Source organism: Streptomyces sp. NPDC085460, from assembly GCF_044541975.1.
In the GTDB taxonomy this organism is placed as follows: domain Bacteria; phylum Actinomycetota; class Actinomycetes; order Streptomycetales; family Streptomycetaceae; genus Streptomyces.
Window position 1 is genome coordinate 16,452 of record NZ_JBITTO010000010.1, and the last position, 14,058, is coordinate 30,509.

The following is a 14,058-nucleotide window of genomic DNA, read 5'->3' on the forward strand; positions in this document are numbered from 1 at the left end:
TCGCTTCCCGGCAGGTCACGAGGGCCGCCCATTGCCATAGACTGGCAAACACGAGTGACCACTCGCGTATTTCTAGAATGCGAGCGACCTCTCGTGTTTGTCAACGCGTATCGAGGAGGGCTGGGGACAGCCATGCCCGAGGACCCGAAGCCGCGCCGCCGACAGGCCCGCGGCGAACGCCGCATCTCCCAGCTGCTCCAGGCGGCCGCCGCCGTGTTCTGCGCCAACGGCTACACGGCGAGCAGCACCAACGCCATCGCCCGCGAGGCCAAGGTCTCGCCCGGCACGCTCTACCAGTACTTCCCGAACAAAGAGGCGATCGCCGTCGAGCTGGGCGGCCGGCTCATCCACGAGATGCGCGAGCGCCACGGCCGGGTCTTCACCCCGGAGAACATGGCGCTGCCACTGCCGGAGCTGATCGACGCGGTGCTCGACCCGATGATCGAGTTCAACTGCCTCAACCCGGCCTTCCTCGCCCTGATGCACGGCTCCGACGTGCCCGGCCGGATCGCCGAGGAGCACGACGAGCTGCACGCCTCGCTGCTCCGCCAGGTCCGCGAGCTCATCGGCGCGCGGGCCGCCCCCGGCCCGTCCGCCGAGGAGCTGGACCGGATCGCCGACATGGCCTTCGCCGTCTTCAAGGGCGGTCTCGCGCTGATCGTCGCCGCGCCCGAGGGGCCGGTCAGGGACGCCGCCGCCGCCGAGCTGAAGAAGGTCCTGCTCCGCTACCTGGCCCCGCTCTTCACCGGGGAGGAGGCCGCGGTCACCACGCCTCCGACCCGCTGACCTCCTCCGCCGCCCCCTGGTCCCGCCCCGCCCGCGCCCGCATCGCGAGCAGCGGGAGGACCAGGACGGAGACCATCCCCGCGCCCACGAGCGCCGCCGCCTCGCCCGCCGACAGCGCCCCGTCGTCCAGGCCGATGGTGGTGATGGCGACGACGAGCGGCAGCGCGGTGGAGCCGTACAGGACCAGCGCGCCGCGGTCCTTCCGGTCGAGGTCGCGCGGGGCCAGGAACCACATCGGGCCGCCGCGCACCACCAGGAAGAGCACCAGGAAGACCGGCAGGAGCACCAGCGCCCGGCCGCCGGAGAGCAGCGAGTCCAGGTCGAACTCGATGCCCGTGACGACGAAGAAGACCGGCACGAGGAAGCCGAAGCCGACCCCCTCGACCTTGCCGAGGATCTCCGGGCCCGCCTCGGGCGCCGCCCCGGTCAGCACCAGCCGGGTGATGAGCCCGGCGGCGAAGGCGCCGAGCAGGACGTCGAGGCCGAGCGCCGTCGAGGCCCCGAGCATCAGGGCGAGCAGCAGGAAGACGAAGCGGACCGCGAACTGACCGCTGGTGTGCAGGGTCTTGGCGATGACGGTGGCGAACCACGGCGGCCGGGGCCGCAGCGCCCAGTAGACGGCGGCGGCGGTGAGCGCGGCGAAGACCGCGAGCAGCACCGTGGACTCGGCCGCGCTGCGCCCGCTGAGCAGCAGCGCCATGGCGATGATCGGCCCGAACTCGCCGACCGCGCCGAAGGCCATGACGACCGAGCCGAAGCGCCCGCGCAGCCCGCCGGAGTCGCGCAGCACGGGCAGGACCGTCCCGAGGGCCGTGCTGGTGAGGGCCACGCCGATGAAGACGCCCGTGGAATAGCCGCCGCCGAGCAGGATCCCCGCGGTCAGCCCGAGGGCGAGCGCGACGACCCAGGCCCACACCGCGCGCCTGAGGGTGTCGCCGCGGACCTTGCCGAACTCGATCTCGTACCCGGCCAGGAAGATGAGCATGGTGAGGCCGAGCTCCGAGAGGCCGTCGATCAGCGCGTCGGAGTGCGCCCAGCCGAGGACGTCGGGGCCGATGACGATGCCGAGGACGATCTCGAAGACGGCGAGCGGCACGGGGACGCGGCGCCCCACCCCGTACGCCAGCAGGGGCGCGAGGACGGCGATCACCATGATCAGGACGAGCGTGCTCCCCGAATGCGACATATCGGGTATCTACCATAAGCTCCGGTCAGATGCCCCGTCGGCGGAGGGACTTGGAGGCCCGCGGATGTACGAGTACCGGCCCACAGCCCAGACCCCTCCCCCGCCACCGCCACCGGCTCCCCCGGAGCCTCCGGGGCCGCGCCCCGGGCTGTGGAAGCGCTGCCTGTGGGGCGGGCTCGCGCTGTGGGCGCTGACCGTGGTGGTCACGTACGCCACCGCCAACACCACCCTGCTGCCCACCCTGATCCTGCTGGGCAGCTTCCTGGTGCCGGGCGTCTTCGTCCTGTGGGCGTACGAGCGGCACGGCCGCGACCTCGGCCTGCCGGTGATCCTCGGCTGCTTCGTCACCGGCGGCATCCTGGGCGTCCTCGGCGCCTCGGTCATGGAGTACTACCTCCTCCACCCCTCGCTGTGGATGTTCCTCGGCGTCGGGCTGATCGAGGAGGCGGTGAAGCTCGCCGCCCTGATGTTCGTCGTCCGGCACCGCCCGTACCTGCGCGGCCGGCGTGCCGGCCTGGTGCTCGGCGGGACGGTCGGCTTCGGCTTCGCGGCCTTCGAGAGCGCCGGGTACGCCTTCAACGCGGCCGTCACCATGGACGGCATCGACCTGCGGTCGCTCCTGGAGACCGAGATCCTGCGCGGGCTCCTCGCCCCCTTCGGGCACGGCCTGTGGACGGCGATCGCCGGCGCGGTGCTCTTCGCCTTCCGCCGCCCCGACGGGCGGTTCCGGCTCACCGGGGCGGTCGTCGGCACCTACCTGGGCGTGGCGGCGCTGCACGCGCTCTGGGACTCGATGCACGGGATCGCGCTCTGGCTGGTGCTCCGGCTGACCACCACCGACCTCGACCGCTCACTCTTCGCCCAGGGGTACCTCCCGGAGCCCACGTCCCGGCAGGAGCACCTCTTCACCCTCTTCTCGGTGGGGGGTCTGGTACTGGTGACCCTGGTGGGACTGGGGTGGCTGAGATCGCTGACGCGACGCGCACCGGACACGAGTGGAGTCCATACCCCGTAGGGGTATAACATCGGCAGGGTAAGACTCCGAACCGAAGAGGAGAACCCATGGCCGCCGAGACGCAGACCGAACTCACCACCGTGTACCAGGTCAAGGGCATGACCTGCGGCCACTGCGAGGGCGCCGTCTCCGGCGAGATCTCCGCGCTGCCCGGCGTCTCCTCGGTCACGGCCGTCGCCAAGACCGGCGAGGTCACCGTGGTCTCCGGCGCCCCGCTCGACCGCGAGGCCGTCGCCGCCGCCGTCGACGAGGCCGGCTACGAGCTCGTCTGACTCGTCCGACCACACGCCGCACCGCCGTCCGAGCGGGGTCGTACCGTTACGGGTACGGCCCCGCTCCCCTTTTTGGAACCGCCCATGCCCAGCACCACCGTCACCGAGCTGACCATCGGCGGGATGACCTGCGCCTCCTGCGCGGCCCGCGTCGAGAAGAAGCTCAACCGGATGGACGGCGTCACCGCGACCGTCAACTACGCGACCGAGAAGGCACACGTCGAGCACGCCCCCGAGGTCGGCGTCGACGCGCTCATCGCCATCGTGGTGAAGACCGGCTACACCGCCGAGGAGCCCGCCCCGCCGGAGCCCGAGGCGCCGGAGGGGCGGGAGGAGCGGGAGGGCGACCCCGAGCTCGACGCGCTGCGCCGACGGCTGACCGTCTCCGCCGTCCTCGCCGCGCCCGTCGTCCTGCTCGCCATGGTCCCCGCCCTCCAGTTCGACAACTGGCAGTGGCTCTCCCTCACCCTCGCCTCCCCCGTCGTCGTCTGGGGCGGCCTCCCCTTCCACCGCGCCGCCTGGACCAACCTCCGGCACGGCGCCGCCACCATGGACACCCTCGTCTCGGTCGGCACCCTCGCCGCCTACGGCTGGTCCCTGTGGGCGCTCTTCCTCGGCGACGCCGGCATGCCCGGGATGCGCCACGGCTTCGACCTCACCGTCGACCGCGCCGACGCCTCCGGAGCCCTCTACCTGGAGGTCGCCGCCGGCGTCGTCACCTTCATCCTGCTCGGGCGCTACCTGGAGGCCCGCGCCAAGCGGAAGGCGGGCGCCGCCCTGCGGGCCCTGATGGAGCTCGGCGCCAAGGACGTCGCCGTCCTCCGCGAGGGCCACGAGGTACGGGTGCCGGTCGCCGAGCTGCGGACCGGCGAGCTCTTCGTCGTACGCCCCGGGGAGAAGATCGCCACCGACGGCACCGTCGCCGAGGGCGCCTCCGCCGTCGACGCCTCCCTGCTCACCGGCGAGTCCCTGCCCGTCGACGTCACCCCCGGCTCCGCCGTCACCGGCGGCTGCGTCAACGTCTCCGGCCGCCTCGTCGTCCGGGCCGGCCGGGTCGGCGCCGACACCCGGCTGGCCCGGATGGCGAAGCTCGTCGAGGAGGCGCAGAGCGGCAAGGCCGAGGTGCAGCGGCTCGCCGACCGGGTCTCCGCCGTCTTCGTCCCCGTCGTCCTGGTCATCGCCCTGGCCACCCTCGGCTTCTGGCTCGGCACCGGCGCCGGCGCGACCGCCGCCTTCACCGCCGCCGTCGCCGTCCTGATCATCGCCTGCCCCTGCGCCCTCGGGCTCGCCACCCCGACCGCGCTGCTCGTCGGCACCGGGCGCGGCGCCCAGCTCGGCATCCTCATCAAGGGCCCCGAGGTCCTGGAGTCCACCCGCCGCGTCGACACCGTCGTCCTCGACAAGACCGGCACCGTCACCACCGGCCGGATGACCCTCACCGACGTCCGCCTCACCGACGGCACCGACGAGAAGGAGCTGCTGCGGCTCGCCGGGGCCCTGGAGCACGCCTCCGAGCACCCGGTGGCCCGCGCGGTCGCCGCCGGAGCCGCCGAACGCCTCGGCCTCCCCGTCGCCGAACTGCCGGTCCCCGAGACCTTCGAGAACGTCCCCGGGCTCGGCGTCCGCGGCACCGTCGAAGGACGGACCGTCCTCGCCGGCCGGGCCGCGCTGCTCGCCGCCGAGTCCGTCCCTGTCCCGCCCGGGACCGAGCCCGGGGCCGTGCTCGTCGCCTGGGACGGGGCCCTGCGCGGCACCCTCACGGTCGCCGACGCCGTCAAGGAGACCAGCGCCGAGGCCGTCGCCCGGCTCCGCGCCCTCGGGCTGCGGCCGGTCCTGCTCACCGGCGACCACCGGACCGTCGCGGAGGCCGTCGCCGCCGAGACCGGCATCGACGAGGTGATCGCCGAGGTGCTGCCGGAGGAGAAGGCCGGGGTCGTCCGGCGGCTCCAGGAGGAGGGCCGTACGGTCGCCATGGTCGGCGACGGCGTCAACGACGCGGCGGCGCTCGCCACCGCCGACCTCGGGCTCGCCATGGGCACCGGGACGGACGCGGCCATCGAGGCGAGCGACCTCACGCTCGTCCGGGGCGACCTGCGCGTCGCCGCGGACGCGATCCGGCTCTCCCGCCGCACCCTGGCGACGATCAAGGGGAACCTGGCGTGGGCCTTCGGCTACAACGTGGCCGCGCTGCCGCTCGCCGCGGCCGGTCTGCTCAACCCGATGATCGCGGGCCTGGCCATGGCCTTCTCGTCCGTCTTCGTCGTGACGAACAGCCTGCACCTGCGCCGGTTCCGTTGATTTCACCTACACGTGACGCACAAGTCCTTCACAAAGAGACCTAGATCACAGATATTGGGGGGTAACCATCTGGGCTGTTCGCGAGTCTAAGTGGGCGATGCCAGAACGTCTTGGGGGACGTTCGCCGGGAGGTCTTGGGGGACGTCCCGACAGGCAAGCGCGGCCGGGGCACGGCACGGGGAGCTTGAGCGGCCCTCCCGTACGTACCCCGGCAGACCGCGCACCGGACGCCCGGCCCGGATCCCGTGGGGGGAATCCGCACCGGGGATATGGGAAGCGCCCCGCTCGCCGACCCGTGGGGGGATCGGAGAGCGGGGCGCTTCTGTAGGTCCGGGAAGACCCTCAGCCCACCTGTGCGGGGTCGGCTCAGCGCTCCTCGACCGGGACGAAGTCGCGCAGGACCTCGCCGGTGTAGATCTGGCGCGGACGGCCGATGCGGGAGCCGGGCTCCTTGATCATCTCGTGCCACTGGGCGATCCAGCCGGGAAGCCGGCCGAGCGCGAAGAGCACGGTGAACATCTCGGTCGGGAAGCCCATCGCGCGGTAGATGAGACCCGTGTAGAAGTCCACGTTCGGGTAGAGGTTGCGCGAGACGAAGTACTCGTCGGAGAGCGCGTGCTCCTCCAGCTTGAGCGCGATGTCCAGCAGCTCGTCGGACTTGCCGAGCGCCGAGAGGACGTCGTGCGCCGCCGCCTTGATGATCTTGGCGCGCGGGTCGAAGGACTTGTACACCCGGTGGCCGAAGCCCATCAGGCGGACGCCGTCCTCCTTGTTCTTCACCTTGCGGATGAAGGAGTCGACGTCGCCGCCGTTGGCCTGGATGCCCTCCAGCATCTCCAGGACCGACTGGTTGGCGCCGCCGTGCAGCGGACCCCACAGGGCGGAGATGCCGGCCGAGATCGAGGCGAACATGTTCGCCTGCGAGGAGCCGACCAGACGCACCGTCGAGGTCGAACAGTTCTGCTCGTGGTCCGCGTGCAGGATGAGGAGCTTGTCGAGCGCCGAGACGACGACCGGGTCGAGCTCGTACTCCTGGGCCGGGACCGAGAACGTCATCCGCAGGAAGTTCTCGACGTAGCCGAGGTCGTTGCGCGGGTAGACGAACGGGTGGCCGATCGACTTCTTGTACGCGTACGCGGCGATCGTCGGCAGCTTCGCGAGGAGCCGGATCGTCGACAGGTGACGCTGCGTCTCGTCGAACGGGTTGTGGCTGTCCTGGTAGAAGGTGGACAGCGCGGAGACCACCGAGGACAGCATCGCCATCGGGTGGGCGTCCCGCGGGAAGCCGCGGAAGAAGTTCTTGACGTCCTCGTGGACCAGCGTGTGCTGGGTGATCTCGTTCTGGAAGGTGGCGAGCTCCTCGCCCTTCGGCAGCTCACCGTTGATCAGCAGGTAGGCCACCTCCAGGAAGGTGGACTGCTCGGCCAGCTGCTCGATGGGGTAGCCGCGGTACCGCAGGATGCCCTGCTCACCATCGAGGTAGGTGATGGCGGATTTGTAGGCGGCGGTGTTGCCGTATCCGCTGTCCAGGGTGACCAGACCGGTCTGGGCCCGCAGCTTCCCGATGTCGAAGCCCTGGTCACCGACGGTGCTCTCGACCACCGGGTAGGTGTATTCACCGTCCGCGTACCGCAGTACTACAGAGTTGTCGCTCACGTCATCCCTCACCGACGTAGTGCCTCTTCTTCGAGGTGCCCTGACTGTCTCTACCATCCCCCACTTGGCTCAGGAGAGTGCACTCGGGGTCGCCATTGGGCCAATCGGCGGCACTCAGTGCCGCCAACCTGCTCATCCTGCCCCCTTCGCCCCGGTTCCGGTAGTCCTCCGTGATCTTTCACACGGGGGCACCCCCTGTGAGCCGGTAGGCCAGTGCGGTAAAGCGCCGGCCCGCCGACACCGTACGGACGGCCTGGGCGATCGCCCGGCGCGAACCGACCAGCACGACGAGCTTCCGCGCCCGCGTCACGGCCGTGTAGAGCAGGTTCCGCTGGAGCATCATCCACGCACTCATGGTGACCGGGATCACCACGGCCGGATACTCGCTGCCCTGCGAACGGTGGATGGTGACCGCGTACGCGTGGGACAGCTCGTCCAGCTCGTCGAAGGCATACGCCACCTCCTCGTCCTCGTCCGTCCGCACGGTGAGGCACTGCTCCACGGGGTCCAGCGCCGTCACCACCCCGACCGTACCGTTGAAGACCCCGTTCGCCCCCTTCTCGTAGTTGTTCCTGATCTGGGTGACCTTGTCCCCTACCCGGAAGACCCGGCCGCCGAACCGCTTCTCCGGAAGGTCCGGACGGGCCGGGGTGATCGCCTGCTGGAGCAACCCGTTCAGCGCGCCCGCGCCGGCCGGACCGCGGTGCATCGGGGCGAGGACCTGCACGTCCCGGCGCGGGTCGAGGCCGAACCTGGCCGGAATGCGCCGCGCGGCCACCTCGACGGCGACCCGCGCCGCGTCCTCCGTCTCCTCCTCCGCGAAGAGGAAGAAGTCCGGCAGGCCCTGGGTGCGGGGCGGGGTGCCCGCGTTGATCAGATGCGCGTTGGTGACCACGCCCGACTCCTGGGCCTGGCGGAAGATCCGGGTCAGCCGGACCGCCGGAACCGGACTGCCGGGCGCCAGGAGGTCACCCAGGACCTCCCCGGCGCCGACCGAGGGCAGCTGGTCCACATCCCCCACCAGAAGCAGATGTGCGCCCGGGGCGACCGCCTTGACCAGCTTGTTCGCGAGCAGCAGGTCGAGCATCGACGCCTCGTCGACCACGACGAGGTCGGCATCGAGCGGCCGGTCCCGGTCGTACGCCGCGTCCCCGCCCGGCCGCAGCTCCAGGAGCCGGTGGACGGTGGACGCCTCGGCGCCGGTCAGCTCAGCCAGCCGCTTGGCCGCGCGGCCGGTCGGCGCCGCCAGGACCACCTTGGCCTTCTTGGCCCGGGCCAGCTCCACCACGGAGCGGACGGTGAAGGACTTGCCGCAGCCGGGGCCGCCGGTGAGGACCGCCACCTTCTCCGTCAGCGCGAGCCGGACGGCCTGCTCCTGCTCGGGCGCCAGGGTGGCCCCCGTACGGTCCGCGAGCCACGCCAGCGCCTTGTCCCAGGCCACGTCCCGGAAGGCGGGCATGCGGTCGTCCGGGGCACGCAGCAGGCGCCGCAGCTGTCCGGCGAGGGACAGCTCGGCCCGGTGGAAGGGGATCAGATAGACCGCCGTGACCGGCTCGCCCTCCGGTCCCGGGACCGTCTCCCGGACCACTCCCTCGGGGTCCTCCGCCAGCTCGGCGAGGCACTCGATGACGAGCCCGGTGTCCACCTGGAGCAGCTTCACGGAGTCGGCGATCAGCCGCTCCTCGGGGAGGAAGCAGTTCCCCTGGTCGCTCGACTGCGACAGGGCGTACTGGAGGCCGGCCTTCACCCGGTCGGGGCTGTCGTGCGGGATGCCGACCGCCTGCGCGATCCGGTCGGCGGTGAGGAAGCCGATGCCCCACACGTCGGCGGCGAGGCGGTACGGCTCCTCGCGGACGACCGAGAGAGAACCGTCGCCGTACTGCTTGTAGATGCGGACGGCGATCGAGGTCGAGACGCCGACGGTCTGGAGGAAGACCATCACCTCCTTGATCGCCTTCTGCTCCTCCCAGGCCCCCACGATGTTCTTCGTCCGCTTGGGGCCGAGGCCGGGGACCTCGATGAGGCGGCCGGGGTCCTCCTCCAGGACGTCGAGGGTGGCCAGGCCGAAGTGGGTCGTGATGCGGTCGGCGAAGACCGGGCCGATGCCCTTGATCAGCCCGGAGCCGAGATAGCGGCGGATGCCCTGGATCGTGGCGGGCAGCACCGTCGTGTAGTTGTCCACCTGGAACTGCCGGCCGTACTGCGGGTGGGAGCCCCAGCGCCCCTCCATCCGCAGCGACTCCCCCGGCTGGGCGCCGAGCAGCGCGCCGACGACGGTGAGCAGGTCGCCGGCGCCCCGGCCGGTGTCGACCCGGGCGACGGTGTAGCCGCTCTCCTCGCTGGCGTACGTGATCCTCTCCAGCACCCCCTCGACGACGGCGGGACGGTGCGCCTGACCCTCGTTGGACATGGCCCGACCGTAGCGAAGGCCACCGACACGGCGTGCGGACCTGTGGACAACTCCCGTCCCGGGGTGCCGAACGAGGGGATGAACCGTAGCGTTTCGGTCATGAGCGAGAGCAGTCACTCTTTCCAGGACGAGGTCCTGGCCGAGCTCGGCGAGAACCGTCTGGCGGAGATCGCCGCGCTCGCCGGGACCGACACGGCCGGCGCGCGGGCCCTCGTCGACGGTTCGGTCACGGAGCTGTCGGGCGAGCTGCGGCAGGCGGCGGCGGAACCGGCCAGCGCGGACGAGGTCAAGGCCGCCGTCGACGAGGTCACCTCCGAACAACCGCCGCTCCAGGGCGTCGCCTCCTTCGGCGGCCTCGCCGCGGGCGGCCTGCTGGCCGGCGTCCTCGCCAAACTGGCGAAACCCGCCGCCAACGCCGTTGCCAGACGCACCGGCCTCCCCCCTGCCACCGTGAACCGCGCCATCGACCTCCTCGTCCCCGTGGTCCTCGCCGTCCTGACCCGCCGCGCGACGGCCAGGAAGGGCGCCGGGGGCGGCCTCGGCGACCTGCTGGGCGGCGGCAAGAAGTAGCCCGGCCCCGCCGCACACGGGGCCGGGCCGGGAGAGCCCCCGCCGCGCACGCGGGGGCGTGGCCCGTGGGATCCAGGAGCCACGATCCTGGATCCGAAATCCTGGATCCGAAGTGTTGGATCCAACAGGTTGGATCCGGAAGGTTGGATCCACCAGCCCGGATCCCGGAGGTTGGATCCCGGAGGTTGGATCCCGGAGGTTGGATCCGAGAGGTTGGATCCAGGAGGCTGGATCTTGGATCCAAGATCCAGGTGGGCTCAGACCTTCAGGAAGGCGTTCAGGGTCTCCTCCAGGACCTCGACCCCGTCCCTCGCCCACAGCGCGTCGTTGAAGAGCTCGACCTCCACCGGGCCCGTGTAGCCGGCCCGGTCGAGGAGCGACGCCCACCAGGCGAGGTCGATGGCGCCGGTGCCGAGCTGGCCACGGCCGTTGAGGACGCCCTCCGGGAGGGGGGTGGTCCAGTCCGCGAGCTGGAAGGAGTGGACGCGGCCCTGCGCCGCCGCGCGCTCCACCGCCGCGGGGGCCTTCTCGTCCCACCAGAGGTGGTACGTGTCGACGGTGACGCCGACCTGGTCGGCCGGGTGGCGCTCCGCGATGTCCAGGGCCTGGTCCAGGGTGGAGATGGCGCAGCGGTCGGACGCGTACATCGGGTGGAGGGGTTCGATGGCGAGGCGGACCCCGCGCGCGCCCGCGTAGGGGGCGAGCGCGCCGATCGCGTCCGCTATGCGCGCGCGTGCGCCGGGCAGGTCGCGGCTGCCGGCGGGCAGTCCGCCGGAGACCAGGACGAGGGTGTCGGTGCCGAGCGCCGCCGCCTCGTCGATCGCCGCGCGGTTGTCGGCCTCCCAGCCGTCGCTGGTGAAGAATCCGCCGCGGCAGAGGGTGGTGACGGTCAGGCCGGCGTCCCGCACCAGGGCGGCGGCCGCCTCGATCCCGTACTCCTTCACCGGGTCGCGCCACAGGCCGATGCCGGGGATCCCGAGGCGTACGCACTCCTCCACCAGGGCGGGCAGCGGGAGGTGACGCACCGTCATCTGGTTGACGCTGAAGCGGTCGAGGTTCACTGGTGCACTCCGTGGACGGTGAGGAGGGCGCGCATCCGGGCATCGGCGCGGGCCGGGTCCGGGAAGAGGCCGAGGCCGTCGGCGAGTTCGTAGGCGCGGGCCAGGTGTGGCAGGGAGCGGGCCGAGTGCAGCCCGCCGACCATGGTGAAGTGGTCCTGGTGGCCGGCGAGCCAGGCGAGGAGGACGACGCCCGTCTTGTAGTAGCGGGTCGGCGGCTCGAAGAGGTGCCGGGAGAGGGCGACGGTCGGGTCGAGGAGCTTGCGGAAGCCCGCCGTGTCGCCGGTGTCGAGGGTCCTGACCGCTTCGGCGGCCAGCGGGCCGAGCGGGTCGAAGATGCCGAGCAGGGCGTGGCTGAAGCGCCCGCCCGCCGCGGGCTCCTCGCCCGCGATCAGCTCCGGGTAGTGGAAGTCGTCGCCGGTGTAGCAGCGGACGCCCTCGGGGAGGCGGCGGCGGAGCGCGACCTCGCGGCCCGCGTCGAGGAGGGAGATCTTGACGCCGTCGACCTTGTCGGGGTGGGCGGCGATGACCTCCAGGAAGGTCTCGGTGGCCGCGTCGAGGTCGGCGGAGCCCCAGTACCCCTCCAGGGCCGGGTCGAACATCGGGCCCAGCCAGTGCAGGATCACGGGCTCGGCCGCCTGGCGCAGCAGGTGGCCGTAGAGCTCCAGGTAGTCCTCGGGGCCGCGGGCGGCGGCGGCGAGGGCGCGGGAGGCCATCAGGATGGCCTGGGCGCCGGACTCCTCGACGACGGCGAGCTGCTCCTCGTACGCGGCCCGGATCTCCGGCGGGGAGGCGGGGCCGGTGAGCTGGTCGGTGCCGACGCCGCAGGCGATCCGGCCACCGATGGCCCTCGCCTCGGCGGCGCTGCGACGGATCAGTTCGGCGGCGCCGGCCCAGTCGAGGCCCATGCCGCGCTGGGCGGTGTCCATGGCCTCCGCGACGCCGAGGCCGTGGGACCACAGGTGGCGGCGGAAGGCGAGGGTGGCGTCCCAGTCGACGGCGGCGGGGCCGTCGGGGGTGGTGTCGGCGTACGGGTCGGCGACGACGTGGGCGGCGGAGAAGACCGTACGGGAGGTGAGGGGGCCGGTCGCGGCGGGCGCGAGCGGTTCGGCGCGGGGCTCGTACACGCGCGTGCCGCCGCCGGGGATCGGGAGGTGGAGGGTCACAGGGAGACCTCCGGGACGTCGAGGCGGCGGCCCTCGGCGGCGGACCTCAGGCCCAGCTCGGCCAGCTGGACGCCGCGGGCGCCGGCGAGGAGGTCCCAGTGGTAGGGCTCGTCGAGGACGACGTGGCGGAGGAAGAGCTCCCACTGGGCCTTGAAGCCGTTGTCGAACTCGGCGTTGTCGGGGACCTCCTGCCACTGGTCGCGGAAGGAGTAGGTGGCGGGGATGTCGGGGTTCCAGACCGGCTTGGGGGTGAGTCCGCGGTGCTGGACGCGGCAGTTGCGCAGTCCGGCGACGGCGGAGCCCTCGGTGCCGTCGACCTGGAACTCGACGAGTTCGTCGCGGTGGACGCGGACCGCCCAGGAGGAGTTGATCTGGGCGATGGCGCCGCCCTCCAGGTGGAAGGTGCCGTAGGCGGCGTCGTCGGCGGTCGCGTCGTAGGGCTTGCCGTTCTCGTCCCAGCGGCGGGGGACGTGGGTGGCGATCTCGGCGGAGACGGCGGTGACCCGGCCGAAGAGCTCGTGGAGCACGTACTCCCAGTGCGGGAACATGTCGACGACGATGCCGCCGCCGTCCTCGGAGCGGTAGTTCCAGCTGGGGCGCTGGGCGTCCTGCCAGTCGCCCTCGAAGACCCAGTAGCCGAACTCGCCGCGGACGGACAGGATCTCGCCGAAGAAGCCGCCGTCGATGAGCCGCTTGAGCTTCAGCAGGCCGGGGAGGAAGAGCTTGTCCTGGACGACGCCGTGCTTGACGCCCTTCTCCGCGGCGAGCCGGGCGAGGGCGAGGGCGCCCGCGAAGTCGGCGGCGGTGGGCTTTTCGGTGTAGAGGTGCTTGCCGGCCTCGATCGCCTTGGTGAGGGCGTCGGCGCGGGCGGAGGTGACCTGGGCGTCGAAGTAGACGTCGATCGTGTCGTCGGCGAGGACGGCGTCGAGGTCGGTGGACCACTCGGTGAGGCCGTGCTTCTCGGCGAGGGCGCGCAGGGCGTGCTCGCGGCGGCCGACGAGGACCGGTTCGGGCCAGATGACCCGGCCGTCGCCGAGGTCGAGGCCGCCCTGCTCGCGGAGGGCGAGGATCGAGCGGACGAGATGCTGGCGGTAGCCCATGCGGCCGGTGACGCCGTTCATGGCGATGCGGACTGTCCTGCGTGTCATGGAGGGTTCCTCTTCCCGGCGGCCCCGCGCCCTCGGCGGACGGCGACCTCTGCGTGGTGGGACGGCGATGTCTGCGTGGTGCGTGGTGCGTGGTGGAGCGGCGATCTGCGTGGTGCGTGGTGGAACGGCGATCTGTGTGTGGAGCGGCGATCCCCGCGTAGTGCGGCGATCTTTGGGCGAAGCGGTGATCTCCGCGTGAAGCGGCGATCTCTGCGTAGTTCGGCGATCTCCGCGTGAAGCGGCGGTCTCCGTGTAGAGCGGCGATCTCTGTGCACTTCGGCGATCTCCGCGTGAAGCGGCGGTCTCCGTGTAGAGCGGCGATCTCTGCTTAGTTCGGCGATCTCTGCTTAGTTCGGCGATCTCCTCGTAGAGCGGCGATCTCCTCGTGAAGCGGCGATCTCTGCGCCATCTGCGCGCGGTGGGACGACCCTCTCTGCGTGAAGGCATGACAGAAAGCGCTTCCGGCGCGACGATAGAAAGCGCTTTCTGTCGT

The 14,058-nt window shown here is 71.8% G+C and carries 11 protein-coding genes; 5 read left to right on the forward strand and 6 right to left on the reverse strand.

Annotated elements, in window-relative coordinates; genetic code table 11:
- The first annotated feature begins 132 nt into the window (after positions 1 to 132).
- Positions 133 to 786 (forward strand): TetR/AcrR family transcriptional regulator, encoded by a 654-nt coding sequence (locus ACIGHB_RS25650; RefSeq protein WP_399916165.1) that lies wholly within the window; start codon positions 133 to 135, stop codon positions 784 to 786.
- Here the strand turns inward: ACIGHB_RS25650 and ACIGHB_RS25655 are convergent.
- A complete protein-coding gene (locus ACIGHB_RS25655) occupies positions 764 to 1,972 on the reverse strand; it encodes a cation:proton antiporter (RefSeq protein WP_360317710.1) in 1,209 nt (402 codons plus the stop codon). The genes ACIGHB_RS25650 and ACIGHB_RS25655 overlap by 23 nt on opposite strands.
- Before the next feature lie 64 nt (positions 1,973 to 2,036).
- Between ACIGHB_RS25655 and ACIGHB_RS25660 the strand changes: the two genes are divergently transcribed.
- The 3 genes from ACIGHB_RS25660 (at position 2,037) to ACIGHB_RS25670 (ending at position 5,557) form a co-directional block, all read left to right on the forward strand.
- Complete coding sequence (locus tag ACIGHB_RS25660) at positions 2,037 to 2,987, forward strand: PrsW family intramembrane metalloprotease (protein ID WP_399916167.1); 951 nt, start codon at positions 2,037 to 2,039, stop codon at positions 2,985 to 2,987.
- 47 nt (positions 2,988 to 3,034) lie between these two features.
- A complete protein-coding gene (locus ACIGHB_RS25665) occupies positions 3,035 to 3,259 on the forward strand; it encodes a cation transporter (protein ID WP_360317714.1) in 225 nt (74 codons plus the stop codon).
- Between the two features lie 84 nt (positions 3,260 to 3,343).
- Positions 3,344 to 5,557 carry a heavy metal translocating P-type ATPase gene (locus ACIGHB_RS25670; protein WP_399916169.1) on the forward strand — a complete coding sequence of 738 codons (2,214 nt, stop codon included), beginning with the start codon at positions 3,344 to 3,346 and terminating at the stop codon, positions 5,555 to 5,557.
- Between the two features lie 366 nt (positions 5,558 to 5,923).
- Here ACIGHB_RS25670 and ACIGHB_RS25675 read toward each other — a convergent pair whose 3' ends face one another.
- Together ACIGHB_RS25675 and ACIGHB_RS25680 are read right to left on the reverse strand one after the other, a co-directional pair.
- Complete coding sequence (locus tag ACIGHB_RS25675) at positions 5,924 to 7,213, reverse strand: citrate synthase (RefSeq protein WP_360317718.1); 1,290 nt, start codon at positions 7,211 to 7,213, stop codon at positions 5,924 to 5,926.
- A gap of 178 nt (positions 7,214 to 7,391) precedes the next feature.
- Positions 7,392 to 9,623 carry an ATP-dependent RecD-like DNA helicase gene (locus ACIGHB_RS25680; protein ID WP_399916172.1) on the reverse strand — a complete coding sequence of 744 codons (2,232 nt, stop codon included), beginning with the start codon at positions 9,621 to 9,623 and terminating at the stop codon, positions 7,392 to 7,394.
- A gap of 99 nt (positions 9,624 to 9,722) precedes the next feature.
- On the opposite strand from ACIGHB_RS25680, the gene ACIGHB_RS25685 reads away from it, so the two are divergent.
- Positions 9,723 to 10,193, forward strand: a complete 471-nt coding sequence (locus ACIGHB_RS25685; protein WP_399916174.1) for a DUF937 domain-containing protein — start codon at positions 9,723 to 9,725, stop codon at positions 10,191 to 10,193.
- Positions 10,194 to 10,450: 257 nt separating this feature from the next.
- Here the strand turns inward: ACIGHB_RS25685 and ACIGHB_RS25690 are convergent, their stop codons facing one another.
- Genes ACIGHB_RS25690 through ACIGHB_RS25700 form a run of 3 tightly spaced genes read right to left on the reverse strand, consistent with a single transcriptional unit; the run spans position 10,451 to position 13,565 of the window.
- Positions 10,451 to 11,224, reverse strand: coding sequence for a sugar phosphate isomerase/epimerase family protein (locus ACIGHB_RS25690; protein ID WP_399916447.1), 774 nt, complete (start codon positions 11,222 to 11,224; stop codon positions 10,451 to 10,453).
- A 26-nt stretch (positions 11,225 to 11,250) separates the two neighbouring features.
- On the reverse strand, positions 11,251 to 12,417 hold the full coding sequence (locus ACIGHB_RS25695; protein ID WP_399916176.1) for a dihydrodipicolinate synthase family protein: 1,167 nt from the start codon (positions 12,415 to 12,417) through the stop codon (positions 11,251 to 11,253).
- On the reverse strand, positions 12,414 to 13,565 hold the full coding sequence (locus ACIGHB_RS25700; protein WP_360317728.1) for a Gfo/Idh/MocA family oxidoreductase: 1,152 nt from the start codon (positions 13,563 to 13,565) through the stop codon (positions 12,414 to 12,416). Before ACIGHB_RS25700 ends, ACIGHB_RS25695 begins: the two co-directional genes overlap by 4 nt.
- Positions 13,566 to 14,058: the final 493 nt, after the last annotated feature.